Below are 14,754 nucleotides of genomic sequence, written 5' to 3'. Positions count from 1 at the left end.
ATATAAAATCATAGGGAATGTGTGATTCAGGTCACCTAGTTTTTTTCTATTTTACATTATGATTAGGTTAGATTTAATCTTGGACTTTGGGAGGAAATTAAAGATGAGTTTCACAATTACACCTATTTCATTAGTTAAAGATATTGTTAACGAATTACCTAAAACAAGTGATGTTTTTAAAAAGAACCGAATCGATTTTTGCTGCGGTGGTAATACCTCATTAACAGAAGCAGTTGCTCAAAATAAGCTTAACCTTGATACTTTGTTAGATGAATTAAAAGAAGTTTTTGAAAAATACGAAAACACCGAGAAAGATGTTGAAGTTTGGACTAATTCTGATTCAACTACAATTATTGATCATGTTATTTCAAACTACCATCGTGTATCTGAAGAGGAACTAACTATGCTAAGTCCCTATGTAACGAAGGTTTCACGTGTCCATGGAGATAACCATCCAGAGTTACTAAAGGTTTACGAACTCTTCTATGAATTCAAAAAAGAATTGATGGATCATATGGCGAAAGAGGAAGCTGTTGTATTCCCATTAATTAAGCAGCTTGCAGATGGAACCGTGGAGAATCGTGAAGAAGCAATTGCAATGATTGTTGAATTAGAAAAAGAACATGACCATGCCGGTGAAATTTTAAGAGAGATCCGTGCAGTAACTACTGACTACACTCTACCTCTGGATGCATGCGGTACGTACCGATTAGTATATGCACGCTTGGAAGCGTTAGAAGGATTAACCTTTATGCATGTGCATCTTGAAAACAACATCCTATTTCCTAGGTATCTTTAATAAAATCAACAGTCCGCTTTTCTTAAAGCGGGCTGTTTCTTTATAGAACAAAAGGCGCAAGCGCCCGTTTAGCTTCGTATGGACTGGAGCGCTCCAACTGAGATAAAGGAAACACGGAGAGCGTTAGCGCATTCGTGCTTGACTTATCATAGGGCGGAGAGCGAAGTACACTAGCAGCTAGGCGCTGGAGCTGGATTCAGAGAACTATTTCAAGTTATCCACAATAAATAATTTTATAATTTTCTATCCAACAAAAAAACTCTCTTCATGGAAGAGAGTTTAACCACCAATATAGGACATTTCTATTTTTTTACGGTTTTTGTGCGTTTCGGCTGTTCGTTCGTCTGAATATCTGTCATCTCTTCCATTCCAAATGGCGCTCACCCGCTCACGGATTTCTTCATCAGAGGCACCGTTTCTCATAAAATTACGGATATCATGCCCATTCCCATTAAATAAACAAGTAAAAATCTGACCATTCGCTGAAAGTCGAGAACGAGTGCAACTTGAACAAAACGATTCCGAAACAGACGTGATAAATCCTACATTCACATCTTTATCTTTATAACGGTACACCTTCGCCACTTCTCCGTAGTAGGCTGGGTCAACAGGTTCAAGATCAAATTGTTCTTTTAACAAATAATAAATCTGTTTTTTTGTAATAACATCATCCATTTTCCAGCCGTTCGTGGAGCCAACATCCATGAATTCTATATAGCGAAGCTCCAGACTGTTCTCCTTGCAGTACTTTGCCATTGGAATAATTTCAGTATCATTCAAACCTTTTTTGACAACCATATTTATTTTGACCCCAAGACCTGCCTGTTTCGCTGCTTCAATGCCTTCCAAAACTGGCCCAGTTCCAACCCCACGCCCGTTAATTTGGCCAAACAATTCATCGTTTAAGGTATCAAGGCTGACATTTACTCTTTTGAGTCCTGCTTCCTTTAAATCTTTGGCAAATTTCGGCAGGAGCACACCATTCGTCGTTAATCCGATATCAAGTAAGCCCTCAATAGCTGACAGCTTCTTAACAAGAATGGGCATATCTCTTCGAAGAAGAGGTTCTCCTCCAGTTAGGCGAATTTTTTCCACACCCAAATTAACAAAAATTTTCGCTATTCGTTCGATCTCTTCATAGGATAGCAAAGCACTTTTAGGAAGAAACTCAAAATCAGGACCAAATTGATCTGCTGGCATACAGTATTGGCAACGGAAATTACATCGATCAATTACAGAAATTCTTAAGTCATGCAATGGTCTATTTAATTTATCTTTAATAATGGTTTTTTCCATTCCATATCAACTCCATTATTTTTGGAACCTAATGATATTCAGTGTACCAGTCTTTAGATAAAAAAACTGTTACTTTATTCACTATAACAATACTTTTTAATACAATTCTTATCTTAGCAGATGTTTTACAATCTATAAATAACTGTTTTGGAAAAAAATTTCCTCTACAGATTTTATTCATTTAAACGATAATTCAAAAAGAAAATAAATAAACATGATTAATTTCATATGAGTTTTCACTATATTGTCATTGTTTACTTCTTCTTATTGATTCCTCATGAGATAAAATGGTACTAACAAACTAAACATTGATCACTTTGGAAAATAGATGGTTGTTAATATGACACATTGAGGTGAAGCTGATGACAGCAATAATGAAACCAACTCATTCAATTGAAATAAAAGAATTGCTTAAATTTGCAGACCGGAAATTTAAAAGTGAAAAAGGAAGCTTTTTATTTCAAGAAGGAATGCTTGCGGAAGAACTTTACATTATCATTTCCGGCAAAATTCAAATCAGTAAAATTACTTCAGATGGCCGTGAACTTTCATTAAGAATTTGTGGAGAAAATGATATATGCGGGGAATTAACCCTATTTACTGATAACCCCAGATATTTATTAAGTGCAATGGTTCTTGAAGAAGGAGAAATAGTAGCAATAAAAAAGGATATAATCGAAAGTGAAATTTTCCAAAACAGTAAGCTTGCTTTTGAATTTATGAAATGGATGAGTGATCATCTCCGGAAAACACAAACAAAATTTCGCGACCTCGTTTTAAATGGAAAACGAGGTGCCCTTTTCTCAACTCTTATCCGTATGTCGAATAGTTATGGTATTCAAAAGGATAATGAAATCTTAATAGATCTGCCGTTAACCAACCAAGAACTTGCCAACTTCTGCGGTACATCACGTGAGAGTACAAACCGTATACTTAGTGAACTAAAGAAAGATAAAATCATTTCAGTTAAAAAAGGAAAGATCTCAATATTGGATTTACAATACTTAAAAAATGAAATCGACTGTGAAAATTGTTCTGCCGTTTATTGCAATATCGAATAGGATGGCCTTGACTTATTTGCAGTTATCTATATACGCAAGGCTGTCTCACTATAATGAGGCAGCCTTTTTTTTCAGTTTTAATTACTATACTTGCTTTTCTCTTAATAATTTAGGAATATAAACGCAGAATGGCTCGCTTTCTAGATAATCTCCAGTCATTGCATAAGCTCTAGACCTTGATCCCCCGCAAACATGACGGAATTCACAGACACCACATTTCCCTTTAAAAAGATCTGGATTTCTTAATGATTGGAAAATTGGTGATTCACGATAAATTTCAGCTAATGGCGTTTCCCGGATATTACCCGCTTTAACGGGTAATAGTCCGCTTGGATATACATCGCCAATATGGGAGATGAAAACAAAACCATTACCATCATTAACACCTTTTGGTGCTCGTCCTAAACCATCGATAGAGCCTGTTAATCCTTTTTCTGTTAATGCGCTTAAATACTCAATCTCATCTGTTGTTTCCTTCGCTTCGCGCATTTTTTGTTGAATCACAACACGTCTATAGTGCATGGCTTCTGTTGTTTTGATATCAAAAGACACGCGCTTACTTAAATCATATAGCCATCTGAATACTTTTTCATGTTGAACTGGAGAAATCATATCTGATTGTTGACCTCTTCCTGTTGGCACTAGGAAAAAGACACTCCATAACACACATTCTAAATCTTCAACCATTTTTGCCATTTCATCAAGGTAGTCAATATTGTAACGGGAAATCACCGTATTAATCTGAATGGGTAATCCAACTTCATGCAAATATTTTATTTTTTCCATGGTAAGGTCAAATGATCCAGCTGTTCCCCTAAAATGGTCATGAATCTCAGCCCTAGGACCATCAATACTAAATGCCCAGCGAGCAAGACCAACTTCTTTTGCTTTTTCAATTGCTTCTTTTGTTACATTTGGTGTCGCGCTTGGGGTCATTGATACCCGTACGCCTTTTTCAACTGCATATTTCGCAATATCAAAAACATCTTCTCTCATCAGCGGGTCTCCGCCAGTAAAAACAAGCATCGGATTGTTCATTTCATATATTTGATCAATTAGATTTTTTCCTTCTTCAAATGATAGTTCACGTGGATCCCTTTTATACTGTGCATCGGCACGGCAGTGCAGACACTTTAATTGACAAGCTCTAGTGAGTTCCCATATTACGATAAAAGGGTCTTTATTAAAATCTCGGCTAATAGCCATATGAAACGCCTCCTAATAACGGCTATTCAAATCCAACAGCCTTATTAATCTGTATTATAAAGGTGTTTATATTTGAAAAAAGTGAACTATCTCACATTCTGTATGCTAGATATGTCTGAAACGTGAAGAAAAATACAAAAACAGCAGAAAATCTGCTGTTTCTAAAAAATACGCTTATTTTACTGAGAGTTCAAAAGCCTCTAATTAAGCTTAGCGAATTCCTAATGCGATTTTCGCATAACGTGACATCATTTCTTTATTCCATGGAGGATTAAAAACAATATTTACTTCTACTTCTTTGATCTCCGGAATGTCGGCCAATGCCCGTTTAACCTGGTCAACAATTGTTCCAGCAAGTGGGCAGCCCATTGAAGTTAACGTCATGGTAATCGTTACGTTTCCTTCTTCATCCATTTCAGCATTATATACTAATCCTAAATTAACAATATCTACCCCTAGTTCAGGGTCAATTACTAGTTCTAAGGCACCCATGATATTTTCTTTTAGTTCTTCATTCATGTTTTATCCACTCCTTCATTATCTTGTCCCACACTATTATAGCAAATGATTAAGTATGCTAAGATTGAGACTTAGTTAAAAAAAGTATATAGTTTTTTTATATCTTTTGGTGTGAATTTTTTTACAGTTTAGATATAAAATTGTTAACATAGTAAATATAGGAATAAGAAATTCCACTAAGTATTAAATTCATAATTGCAGTGTAACATGTATATAAATTTTTTCCTAAAGCGACGCACTTTATTAGCGATGAAAATTATAATTAGAAGGAGTTATTATGACAGATAGACACTTAATTGCATTAGATTTAGATGGGACATTATTAAAAGATGATAAAACGATATCATTAAAAACACACGGAATTATTAAAAAAGCAAGAGAACAAGGTCATATCGTTATGATTGCAACAGGAAGGCCTTATCGTTCCAGTGAGATGTACTATCGGGAATTGGATTTAGACACACCGATTGTCAATTTCAATGGAGCATTTATGCATCACCCTCGAAAACCTGATTGGGGATTTTATCATGAACCTCTTGATATAAAGGTGGCAAAAGAAATTGTGGAAGCGTGCAGAAGTTTCCACTTCCATAATATAATTGCCGAAGTGATCGATGATGTTTACTTCCATTATCACGATGAAAAGCTGTTAGATATTTTCAACTTTGGCAATCCAAAAATCACTACGGGAGATCTGGCAAATTATTTAAATGATTCACCCACGAGTTTATTAATTCATACAGAGGAGGATCAATTAAAGATAATTCGCGAACACTTATCGGCCGTCCATGCAGAAGTTATCGATCATCGCAGTTGGGCCGCTCCATGGCATGTGGTTGAAATTATAAAGGTTGGCTTAAGTAAGGCTGTGGGGTTAAAAAAGGCTTCTGATTATTATGGTATTCCCGCTGAGAGAATTATTGCGTTTGGCGATGAAGACAACGACCTTGAAATGCTTGAATTTGCTGGGCATGGGATTGCCATGGGAAATGCAATCGACAAAGCGAAAAATATTGCTAATGACGTCACTTTAAGTAACGAAGAAGATGGTGTTGCTCAATATTTGGCAGATTTGTTAAATATAAAATATTAATACTCATTTCACCATTGTTTACCTAAATGAACCTCCCCCTTTTGGTACATACTATTTTTTGAGGCAGCGTTGCTGTTTCAATATGAGCTATGAGCATATTGGAGGGATTCGAATGGGTAAACGAAACAAATCAAAACGCTTTGTCCAGCAAGGAGTGGATACGGTCAGTAAGCATGCTGAACGTATTCCTTATCACATGACTTACGCTGAAGCGGAAGCTCAGAAGATGTCCAATGTGCAAGAATCCTCGCTTGGAGGAATTTAACATGGGAAACCAATTGTTCCAAGAAGCACGAAGATTTGTTGAGATGGCGAAGTCTGCCGACCCAGCTGATCTTGATTCTGCTGTCGCGAAAGCTAAAAATGCATTAAGTTCTGCTTATGCAAATTCGACTGTAGCAGAACAAGCGCAGCTCCAACAAATGCAACAAGAGCTTGAACAGATGACTTAAAAAGAAAAGCGGAGGCACCTACGGGCGCTTCCGCTTTTCTTTTTATTCCTTACGAAAAAATCCATAGATATTGGTTGTTTGAATGATATTTGTAAAGGCATTGGGATCCACATCCTTAAGGATCCTTTCCAAATCAAAGAGCTCATAGCGTGTAATAACAACCATCAACATTTCTCTTGCTTCGTTTGAGAACGCACCTTTTGCTGGTAGAATCGTGATTCCTCTTACAAGTTTTTCTTGTATTGCTTTTTTCATGACATCAGCCTTTTTGGTAATAATTATTGCAGTGAGTTTTGCATGTCTAGTATGAATGGCGTCAATCACTCTTGTCGAAGTATATAAAGTGACAAGTGTATAAAGGGCTTTCTCCCAGCCATACAAAAATCCTGCTGTTATAATAATCACTCCATTTATAACCAACATATAGGGTCCAATCGGCTTATCTTTCATTCTCGATAAAACCATTGCAATGATATCTACTCCGCCTGTTGAAGCTCCCCATTTTAACGTAATCCCGACGCCAACAGCTTGGATGACACCACCAAAAACAGCATTTAGAAGAATATCATTCGAAACTTGTTTAATAGGAATTAGTATTAAAAACAACGAGGACAGAGCAACACTTATAAAGCTATAGACGGTAAAGGATTTCCCTACCTTTTTCCAGCCTAAAATGGCCACAGGAATATTCAGCAATAATAATAAGAACCCTAGTGAAACATGGATAGGAGTATAGTCACTTAACACCTTTGAAAGTAGTTGTGCTATTCCAGTAAATCCACTTGAATAAATATTTGCCGGTACTAAAAATAAATTCATCGCTAACGCACCTAACAATGAGCCCGCTGCCACCACTGCCAGTTTTTGCGCCTGGAGCCATATCATTTCAATTTCCCCCTTTTTATGTGATTGTCAATCCATTAATACTTTTGTGGTGATTGCTAATTGTATTTTTATGGTGAAACCGATAAACTGAAACTATAAATTAGCCTGAAAGCAGGTGAGCTTCATGCAGGTAAGAATACTAGCTGATAGCGCATGCGATTTACCAAAAAGTTTTTATGAAGAGAATCATGTTACTTTATTTCCTTTAAAAGTCGAGATTAATGGCAAAGAATTTGAAGATGTAAAAACAATTGATCCAAACACCGTCTATGAGGCAATCCGTAATGGCGTTGTTCCAAAAACATCTCAAGTCTCCCCACTTCTGTTTGAGGAAGTATTTACCGAAATGGCAGAAAAAGATGAAGATGGGATATACATAGCTTTTTCTTCAGCATTATCTGGTACATATTCAACCGCTGTTATGATTCTTGACCAAGTGAAGGAAAAATATCCAAATTTTAAGTTAACAATTGTCGATACAAAATGTGCATCGCTTGGATTTGGTCTTGTGGTTAAAGAAGCAGCATTACTCGCCATGAAAGGTGTCGATAAAGAAACAATCTTAGAAGATGTTGTTTTTAGAAGCCAACACATGGAACATCTTTTTACTGTTGAAGATTTAGATTATTTAGCAAAGGGTGGCCGAGTATCAAAAGCATCTGCCTTCCTCGGCGGATTATTGAACATTAAGCCAATCTTAAATGTGGAAGCCGGAAAACTTGTTCCAATTGAAAAAATCCGTGGGAAGAAAAAAATGATGCGCCGTATCATCGAAATTATGAAGGAACGCGGGGCAAATATGAAAGACCAGGTGATTGGGATTAGCCAAGCCGATTGTGAAGAAACCACATTAGAAATGAAAGTAATGATTGAAGAAGAATTCCATCCAAAAGAGGTATTCATTTCTTCCATTGGCTCTGCCGTTGGGTCACATACAGGTGCAGGAACAATCGCCATTTTCTTCTTAAATCAATTACCATCTTAATAAAAAAATGAGTGAGGTGCGCACCTCACTCATTTTTCATTACTCTATTTATGGTCTGTCTGCTTGGAGTATTGATTTTTTCCAGCTTGACGATTTTTTTCGCGCATCATATTCTTTTCATGGCGAAGGGCATTGTTGTCTTTTGCTTTTTTATCGTTGTCTGATGTATGTGGCATATCCTTACCCCTTTCAAATAGATTCACTTTAGTTTCTGTCAATTTGAAAAGAGTATGTAAAAACACATTAATCTTTCTTTACATATGTCCAGTTGCCCTCTTGGTATACCCTGCCCTCTTTCATAAGCTTACCAAGGGCCCGCTTGAAGGCACCTTTGCTCAAATCGAAGCGATCTTTAATATCTTCAGGCATGCTTTTATCGTTATAGGGCATGGCTCCATTTCTGCTCATAAGATATTCATATATCCGTTCCGCATCTAGATCCTGCGATTCCTCTTTCCTTGCTAGTAAAGAAACATTAATTGTTCCATCTTCCTTAACGTCAATAATCCTTCCCTCAACCTTTTCACCTATACGGGGCTCTTCTGGTCTTTGTGATTCATGAATGAAACCTTTGAACCCTTCTATTGTAAAGATCCAGCTGCCTACTTTAGCTGTACGATAAATATGTCCCTGCACATTTTTATTGAAATTTTCTCTTGTTGCTTTTACGGAAATAGACTCAATTACTTGGTCACTGGCAAGCTTCGCGTAAAGAAGGTAATTGCTGCTTAGCTTTAAAGTTATGTAGACTAAATCTCCTGGCATTGGCCATACTGTCTTATGCACAGGCAAATCATCGATTCCTAACAAAATATCCTTTGGAAGTCCTATATTGATAAAGACGCCAATTCTGGGATTTATGTCCGTTACTTTAACCCAAGCATATCGTCCAATCGCAACCTCAGGAATAGTCGTTGATGCAGAGATTCGACCTTCTGAATCAACATAAAGAAACACTTCAACCTGATCCTCTTCTTCTAATTCTTGATTGGCTTGATTTATATGCAGCAAAACATCTTCATTACCGTCTGTTAAAAAATAGCCAAAGGATGCTTTACGGGCGACTGTTAATGTGGTTGTTTGACCAATAAGTTCATTTAAAGACATATATAACTCCTTCTTTCTTTTTCGGAGAATTTTCCTAAGCGGTTGTTACAACTGCTATATTTTACTATAATGTACCCATAAAGGGAAACTTTAGCAGGCTGGGTTTCACATATCGTTATAAAATGGAGGTTTTGTTATGTCAAAAGATAGCTCATTTGATATTGTATCTCAAGTAGACTTATCTGAAGTTTCAAATGCGATTGCCCAAACCATGAAGGAAATTGGCACTCGCTATGATTTTAAAGGCAGTAAAAGTGAAGTCTCACTTGATAAGGAAAAAGAAGAGCTTGTTCTTATTTCAGATGATGAATATAAAATGGACCAGCTTAAAGATGTTTTATTTAGCAAATTGATGAAACGAAGCGTTCCCGTTAGAAATCTTGACTATGGGAAAGTCGAAAAAGCATCAGGCGGAACTGTTCGCCAAAGAGCCAAGCTTGTTCAAGGTATTGATAAAGAAAATGCCAAAAAAATCAATACAATTATTAAAAATAGTGGCGTCAAGGTAAAAAGTCAGGTACAGGACGACCAAGTTCGTGTTAGCGGTAAAAACCGCGATGATTTACAAAAAATAATCTCCCTCGTGCGCGAAGCGGACTTAACTGTAGATGTCCAGTTTATTAATTATCGGTAAAACAAAACGGCGGAAGGATTTAAAATCCTTTCGCTTTTTATTATCTTTATTTTTCATAATTTAACCCATTTAACTAAAACTAATTGTGAGTAAACACTTGGAGGTTTTAGTAAATGAGCAACAATCAAAATAAACAAAAGAATATCTTTCCACCTCAGCATCAGAACCATCAACCTGGTATAGAAAGTGAAATGAATCCTCGGCCTATTTCAGTTGATCCTAATTATAAGCCTGGAGGAAAATTAGCAGGGAAGACAGCGATTATTACTGGAGGCGACAGTGGTATTGGGAAATCTGTTGCTATTTATTTTGCCAAAGAAGGGGCAGATATTGCTATTGTCTATTTAGAAGAGCATCAAGATGCAGAAGAAACTAAACAAATGATTGAAGCCGAGGGCCGAAGATGTCTTCTTTATTCGGGTGACATTGGCAATGAAGATTTTTGTAAGGAGATTGTCAATAAGATTCATTCTGAGTTTGGCCAATTAGATATACTCGTCAACAATGCAGCGGAACAACATCCGCAAAAAAGCTTATTGTCTATTACTTCGGATCAATTGGAAAAAACGTTCCGAACGAATATTTTCTCCTTTTTTTATATGACTAAAATGGTGCTGCCTTTTTTAAAACAAGGGGCATCCATCATTAATACTGCCTCGATTACTGCTTACAAGGGGAATGAACAATTATTGGACTATTCAGCTACAAAAGGTGCGGTTGTTTCCTTTACCCGCTCTTTAGCGATGTCTCTTGCACCTCAAGGGATTCGTGTTAATGGTGTGGCTCCAGGTCCCATTTGGACACCACTCATTCCATCGACTTTCCCTGCAGACCAGGTTGCAGCTTTCGGATCAACTACCCCAATGGGGAGAGCAGGACAACCATTTGAATTGGCCGCAAGCTATGTTTTCCTAGCTTCAGATGACTCCTCCTATGTAAGCGGGCAAATGATTCATGTAAATGGCGGAGAAATTATCAATGGATAGAAAAGCGGAGGCGCCCGTTTAGCGGCGTATGGACTGGAACGCTTTAACTGAGATAAAGGAAACACGGAGAGCGTAAGCGCATTCGTGCTTGACTTATCGTAGGGAAAAGAGCGAAGTCCACTAGACGCTGGGCGCCGGAGCTAGACAGTTATCTAAGTTCAAATACTTATACTTTTTTATCTTTTAAAAAAATGTCGGGGATTTCCCCGACATTTTATCTTCTTCGTTTCCTTATTTTATAAAGAAATAAGAAACACAACAGGTATACAACGACTACGCTAGCAATTAATGAGAATTTGATGCCACTTTTCTCAGCTAAAATATATACCTCAGAATTATCCCGATCAAGGATGATCATGTATTTATTATCTTCACTTTTAACTTTATCTCCTGCCAACAGGCCCCGCAGCTCTTTTCCACCTTCAATTTGCCTATTTGTTAAAGTAACACTTTGGGATTTACTCGAATTATTGATGGCAATTATTGACGTTTCACCTTTATAAACTCGTTTATAAACTGCCATTCCCTTTTGATCATAGAGCATTTCCATTGTCCCTCTTGTTAGCGACGGAAGCTGATTTCTTAATTCACTCACCTTGGTAATATAATCAATCAGTTCCTTTTCCGCTCGAAAGCTCATTTGCCCACGGTTATCCGGGATTTCTCCCCCATTTAAAGCAATTTCACTTCCATAATAAAAGAAGGGGATTCCAGGCGTCGTATAAAGATAAACCAATGCAGTTTTCCAGCGTGAGCCTGGGAATTGTTTCTTTGCCACAATATCACTCGTAAATCTTGACGTATATTCGTTATCCATAAAATTTGCCCTTAATAAGGCGTTCTGACCATTATCAGCATCCGAATAAAGTGTGCTGAAAGATTGATCCGTACCTGCAAACGTTTTTCTTAACTTTTCACTATACGAGTAATCAACTACACTATCTATTCCGGCACTTTCATACTCTTTCAGATTAGTTGAGGTATTTTTTGACATGACTCCCAACAGAAAGAAATCCTTTTTTTCTTTCTTAACTTCAGTTGAAAAATCTGTCCAAAAGCTTACTGGAACATAATTTACTTCTGGTAGACTAAGCCCATCAATATCTGTTTTATTAATCCACCATTTTGCTGCATCAATTAAGTATTTTTTTACTTCAGGGTTGTCCTGATTAAGGTCAGGCAGGCCATCCGACCAGTCCATTTCAAGCTCCTTCTGATTTTCATTTCCAGCTAGGGTATCCTTTTTTTTATGAAACCAGTCCTGCTTATTAGTATCACTTAACCATGGATGTTCCGCAGCTACATTATTCGTCACAAAATCCATGATAACCTTCATCTTTCGCTTATGCGCTTCTTTTACAAGCGTTTGGAAAGTCTTAATTGTGCCAAAATGCTCGTCCACTTTGTAAAAATCATTCACCCAAAAACCATGGTAGCCATTCTTCGCATTGTCAACTATCGGAGATAGTCGAATCGAAGTAAATCCCATATCATGGATGTAATCCAATTTATCAATAATACCTTGGATATCACCGCCGTTATATGCTAATGGGTCTTTGGCATTAACATCGATGTCATTTTTTCTATCCCCGTCGTTAAAACGATCTACCATGATAGAATAAACGGATTCATCCTGCCACAAACGTTCTTCCTTTTCAACAGCAGCATTTGCAGGAAATGATGAATTTAGTAATAATAGCATTAAAATCAGTGTAATTTTTTTCATAAAGTTATATCCTCCTCTAAAAAAAAGAAGAGGATATCCTCTTCCCTACACCATTTTAATCTAATCAAGTCCTTATTCCAAATATTAATTCTTCGTTTTATCGGAAATTCATTTTTAATTTACTATGTTAATATTGTAATCCTTAAACCATGTGTGGAGCTGCACAAGATATGCTAATAACTGTGGTCCTGTCATCAACTGCCCAAACCAAGGTTCTTGAAATGAATTACCACCAGACTTGACGATACTCTCAAGCTGTTCTTTATTAAAAAATTCATGCAATGCTGAGGATTTATCTTGTAATATATTTTCCACCAGTTTTTGAACGGCAATGGTATAGGCAGGATTATGTGTTTTTGGATAAGGGCTTTTTTTCCGGTACAATACTTCCTCTGGTAATATACCTTCAAAGGCTTTTCTAAGAATCCCTTTTTCCCTGCCTCGATACATTTTCATGTCCCATGGGATATTCCATACATATTCGACAAGACGGTGATCAGCGAAGGGAACTCTGACTTCCAGGCTTGCGCCCATGCTCATTCGGTCTTTTCGATCAAGTAATGTCGTCATAAAATTAATCATATTAATATAAAATAATTCTCTGCGCTTAGAATCTTCCCCGCTTTCACCCTCTAGCCTCGGGGTTTCGGCGACCGCTTGATAATACTTTTCCATTACGTAGTCATTTAATTTTAATTTTTCCTGCCAATGCGATTTCAACAAATTTTGTCTTTCTGATACAGATCTCATCCACGGAAATCCTGGACGTTCTAAGTCTTGTTTTCGATGGAACCAAGGATACCCCCCGAAAATTTCATCAGCACATTCCCCTGAAAGGCTGACAACAAAATCCTGTTTAATTTCTTTACAAAACCATAGTAACGATGAATCCACATCAGCCATCCCTGGAAGATCTCTGACATGTGTAGCTTCCACCAAATCATTGACTAATTGCTTTTGAGTAATAATTTTGTTATGGTGCTTTGTATTAAATTTATTCGTTATCATTTGAATAAATTTCCCATCAGCATCCGGCTGGAATTCATTTGAAGAAAAGAATTTATCATTACCTTCATAATCGATTGAATAGGTATGGAGCTGTCCTTTGTTCTGCTCTTGGAAACCCTTTGCGGCAATGGCCGTTATGATGCTAGAATCTAGTCCGCCAGACAAAAAGGTACTTAGAGGAACATCGGAAACAAGCTGCCTTGTTACGGCATCGGTGACTAAATAACGAACCTTTTCTGCTGTTTCTTCCACATTATCCTTGTGTTGACCACTTTTTACATTCCAATATCTCCAAATTTTTAAACCATTTTTTGAAAATGTTAATGCATGGGCTGGTCTTAGTTCTTTAATCCCTTTAAATACACCAGACCCCGGTGACCTGGAAGGGCCGATTCCAAAGATCTCAGCAAGCCCCTCTTGATCAATTTCTGTTTTCACTTCTGGATGGGCTAAAATAGCCTTGAGTTCAGAGGCAAATAAAAGCCCCTTCTTGTGTTCTCTGAAAAATAATGGTTTGACTCCTAAGCGGTCACGTCCAATAAAGAGTTGTTCCTTCTTACTATCCCAGATGGCAAATGCATAAATCCCATTCAAGTAATTGACACACTCTTCCGCCCATTCTATATAGGCAGATAATAGAACTTCTGTATCAGAATGACCTTTAAATGAATATCCTTTAGTATGGAGAACTTTGCGGATATCTTCTGTATTATATAGTTCTCCGTTGTAGCAAATGGTGTAATGGAACCCGTCTTTTTGTTTGGACATTGGCTGCCTTCCCCCTTCAGGGTCAACAACAATAAGTCTCTTATGGCCAAAAGCGACATGTGTCTCAGACCAGATATTAGTCTCATCAGGTCCTCTTTTTGCCAGTGTATTGGTCATTTTTGTAAGTGTACCCGCTTCGTTCTTAATTGATTTATCATAATCAATCCAGCCTGTAATACCACACATTTCCTATCACACTCCTCAATAACAGAACTACTGTACATGAATT

Annotated in this window: 16 protein-coding genes; 8 read left to right on the top strand and 8 right to left on the bottom strand. The window is 37.2% G+C overall.

The annotated features are described in order from the left end of the window. Window positions 1–103: 103 nt before the first annotated feature. Window positions 104–799, top strand: coding sequence for an iron-sulfur cluster repair di-iron protein (ric, locus tag CCK98_RS07760; RefSeq protein ID WP_088086052.1), 696 nt, complete (start codon window positions 104–106; stop codon window positions 797–799). A 279-nt stretch (window positions 800–1,078) separates the two neighbouring features. On the opposite strand, the gene moaA is transcribed toward ric, so the two are convergent. Then, the gene (moaA, locus tag CCK98_RS07755) at window positions 1,079–2,095 is read right to left on the bottom strand and encodes a GTP 3',8-cyclase MoaA (RefSeq protein WP_088086051.1); all 1,017 of its coding nucleotides are present in this window, start codon (window positions 2,093–2,095) and stop codon (window positions 1,079–1,081) included. A 362-nt stretch (window positions 2,096–2,457) separates the two neighbouring features. Between moaA and CCK98_RS07750 the strand changes: the two genes are divergently transcribed. Then, on the top strand, window positions 2,458–3,156 hold the full coding sequence (locus CCK98_RS07750; RefSeq protein ID WP_088086050.1) for a Crp/Fnr family transcriptional regulator: 699 nt from the start codon (window positions 2,458–2,460) through the stop codon (window positions 3,154–3,156). Window positions 3,157–3,240: 84 nt separating this feature from the next. Here CCK98_RS07750 and CCK98_RS07745 read toward each other — a convergent pair whose 3' ends face one another. Together CCK98_RS07745 and CCK98_RS07740 are read right to left on the bottom strand one after the other, a co-directional pair. After that, complete coding sequence (locus tag CCK98_RS07745; protein WP_088086049.1) at window positions 3,241–4,362, bottom strand: TIGR04053 family radical SAM/SPASM domain-containing protein; 1,122 nt, start codon at window positions 4,360–4,362, stop codon at window positions 3,241–3,243. Between the two features lie 210 nt (window positions 4,363–4,572). Continuing rightward, entirely contained in the window at window positions 4,573–4,881 is a 309-nt protein-coding gene (locus CCK98_RS07740) for a metal-sulfur cluster assembly factor (RefSeq protein WP_088086048.1), read from the bottom strand. Between the two features lie 277 nt (window positions 4,882–5,158). Between CCK98_RS07740 and CCK98_RS07735 the strand changes: the two genes are divergently transcribed. From CCK98_RS07735 to CCK98_RS07730, 3 genes are all read left to right on the top strand, one after another. Beyond that, window positions 5,159–5,974 carry a Cof-type HAD-IIB family hydrolase gene (locus CCK98_RS07735; RefSeq protein WP_088086047.1) on the top strand — a complete coding sequence of 272 codons (816 nt, stop codon included), beginning with the start codon at window positions 5,159–5,161 and terminating at the stop codon, window positions 5,972–5,974. Between the two features lie 112 nt (window positions 5,975–6,086). Then, entirely contained in the window at window positions 6,087–6,239 is a 153-nt protein-coding gene (locus tag CCK98_RS35160; protein WP_168242474.1) for a hypothetical protein, read from the top strand. A 1-nt stretch (window position 6,240) separates the two neighbouring features. Then, entirely contained in the window at window positions 6,241–6,426 is a 186-nt protein-coding gene (locus CCK98_RS07730; protein WP_088086046.1) for a DUF3813 domain-containing protein, read from the top strand. A gap of 42 nt (window positions 6,427–6,468) precedes the next feature. On the opposite strand, the gene CCK98_RS07725 is transcribed toward CCK98_RS07730, so the two are convergent. Continuing rightward, window positions 6,469–7,311 (bottom strand): YitT family protein, encoded by an 843-nt coding sequence (locus CCK98_RS07725; RefSeq protein WP_088086045.1) that lies wholly within the window; start codon window positions 7,309–7,311, stop codon window positions 6,469–6,471. Window positions 7,312–7,435: 124 nt separating this feature from the next. Between CCK98_RS07725 and CCK98_RS07720 the strand changes: the two genes are divergently transcribed. After that, complete coding sequence (locus tag CCK98_RS07720) at window positions 7,436–8,296, top strand: DegV family protein (RefSeq protein WP_088086044.1); 861 nt, start codon at window positions 7,436–7,438, stop codon at window positions 8,294–8,296. A 44-nt stretch (window positions 8,297–8,340) separates the two neighbouring features. Here the strand turns inward: CCK98_RS07720 and CCK98_RS07715 are convergent, their stop codons facing one another. Both CCK98_RS07715 and CCK98_RS07710 read right to left on the bottom strand, forming a co-directional pair. After that, on the bottom strand, window positions 8,341–8,472 hold the full coding sequence (locus CCK98_RS07715) for a DUF3941 domain-containing protein (RefSeq protein WP_024028473.1): 132 nt from the start codon (window positions 8,470–8,472) through the stop codon (window positions 8,341–8,343). A gap of 67 nt (window positions 8,473–8,539) precedes the next feature. Further along, entirely contained in the window at window positions 8,540–9,403 is an 864-nt protein-coding gene (locus tag CCK98_RS07710; RefSeq protein ID WP_088086043.1) for a S1 RNA-binding domain-containing protein, read from the bottom strand. A gap of 136 nt (window positions 9,404–9,539) precedes the next feature. Here CCK98_RS07710 and CCK98_RS07705 point away from each other — a divergent pair, with 136 nt between their 5' ends. Both CCK98_RS07705 and CCK98_RS07700 read left to right on the top strand, forming a co-directional pair. Beyond that, window positions 9,540–10,037, top strand: coding sequence for a YajQ family cyclic di-GMP-binding protein (locus tag CCK98_RS07705; protein WP_088086042.1), 498 nt, complete (start codon window positions 9,540–9,542; stop codon window positions 10,035–10,037). A 113-nt stretch (window positions 10,038–10,150) separates the two neighbouring features. Then, window positions 10,151–11,023 (top strand): SDR family oxidoreductase, encoded by an 873-nt coding sequence (locus tag CCK98_RS07700; protein ID WP_088086041.1) that lies wholly within the window; start codon window positions 10,151–10,153, stop codon window positions 11,021–11,023. 214 nt (window positions 11,024–11,237) lie between these two features. Here the strand turns inward: CCK98_RS07700 and CCK98_RS07695 are convergent, their stop codons facing one another. Both CCK98_RS07695 and asnB read right to left on the bottom strand, forming a co-directional pair. After that, the gene (locus CCK98_RS07695; RefSeq protein ID WP_088086040.1) at window positions 11,238–12,749 is read right to left on the bottom strand and encodes an alpha-amylase family glycosyl hydrolase; all 1,512 of its coding nucleotides are present in this window, start codon (window positions 12,747–12,749) and stop codon (window positions 11,238–11,240) included. Window positions 12,750–12,863: 114 nt separating this feature from the next. Further along, window positions 12,864–14,711 (bottom strand): asparagine synthase (glutamine-hydrolyzing), encoded by a 1,848-nt coding sequence (asnB, locus tag CCK98_RS07690; RefSeq protein ID WP_088086039.1) that lies wholly within the window; start codon window positions 14,709–14,711, stop codon window positions 12,864–12,866. Between the last annotated feature and the right edge of the window lie 43 nt (window positions 14,712–14,754).

The organism is Bacillus sp. OV166 (assembly GCF_900177675.1).
Lineage (GTDB): Bacteria > Bacillota > Bacilli > Bacillales > Cytobacillaceae > Neobacillus.
The sequence above is the reverse complement of the archived record's forward strand: the minus strand, read 5'-3'. Positions and strand labels throughout refer to the sequence as shown.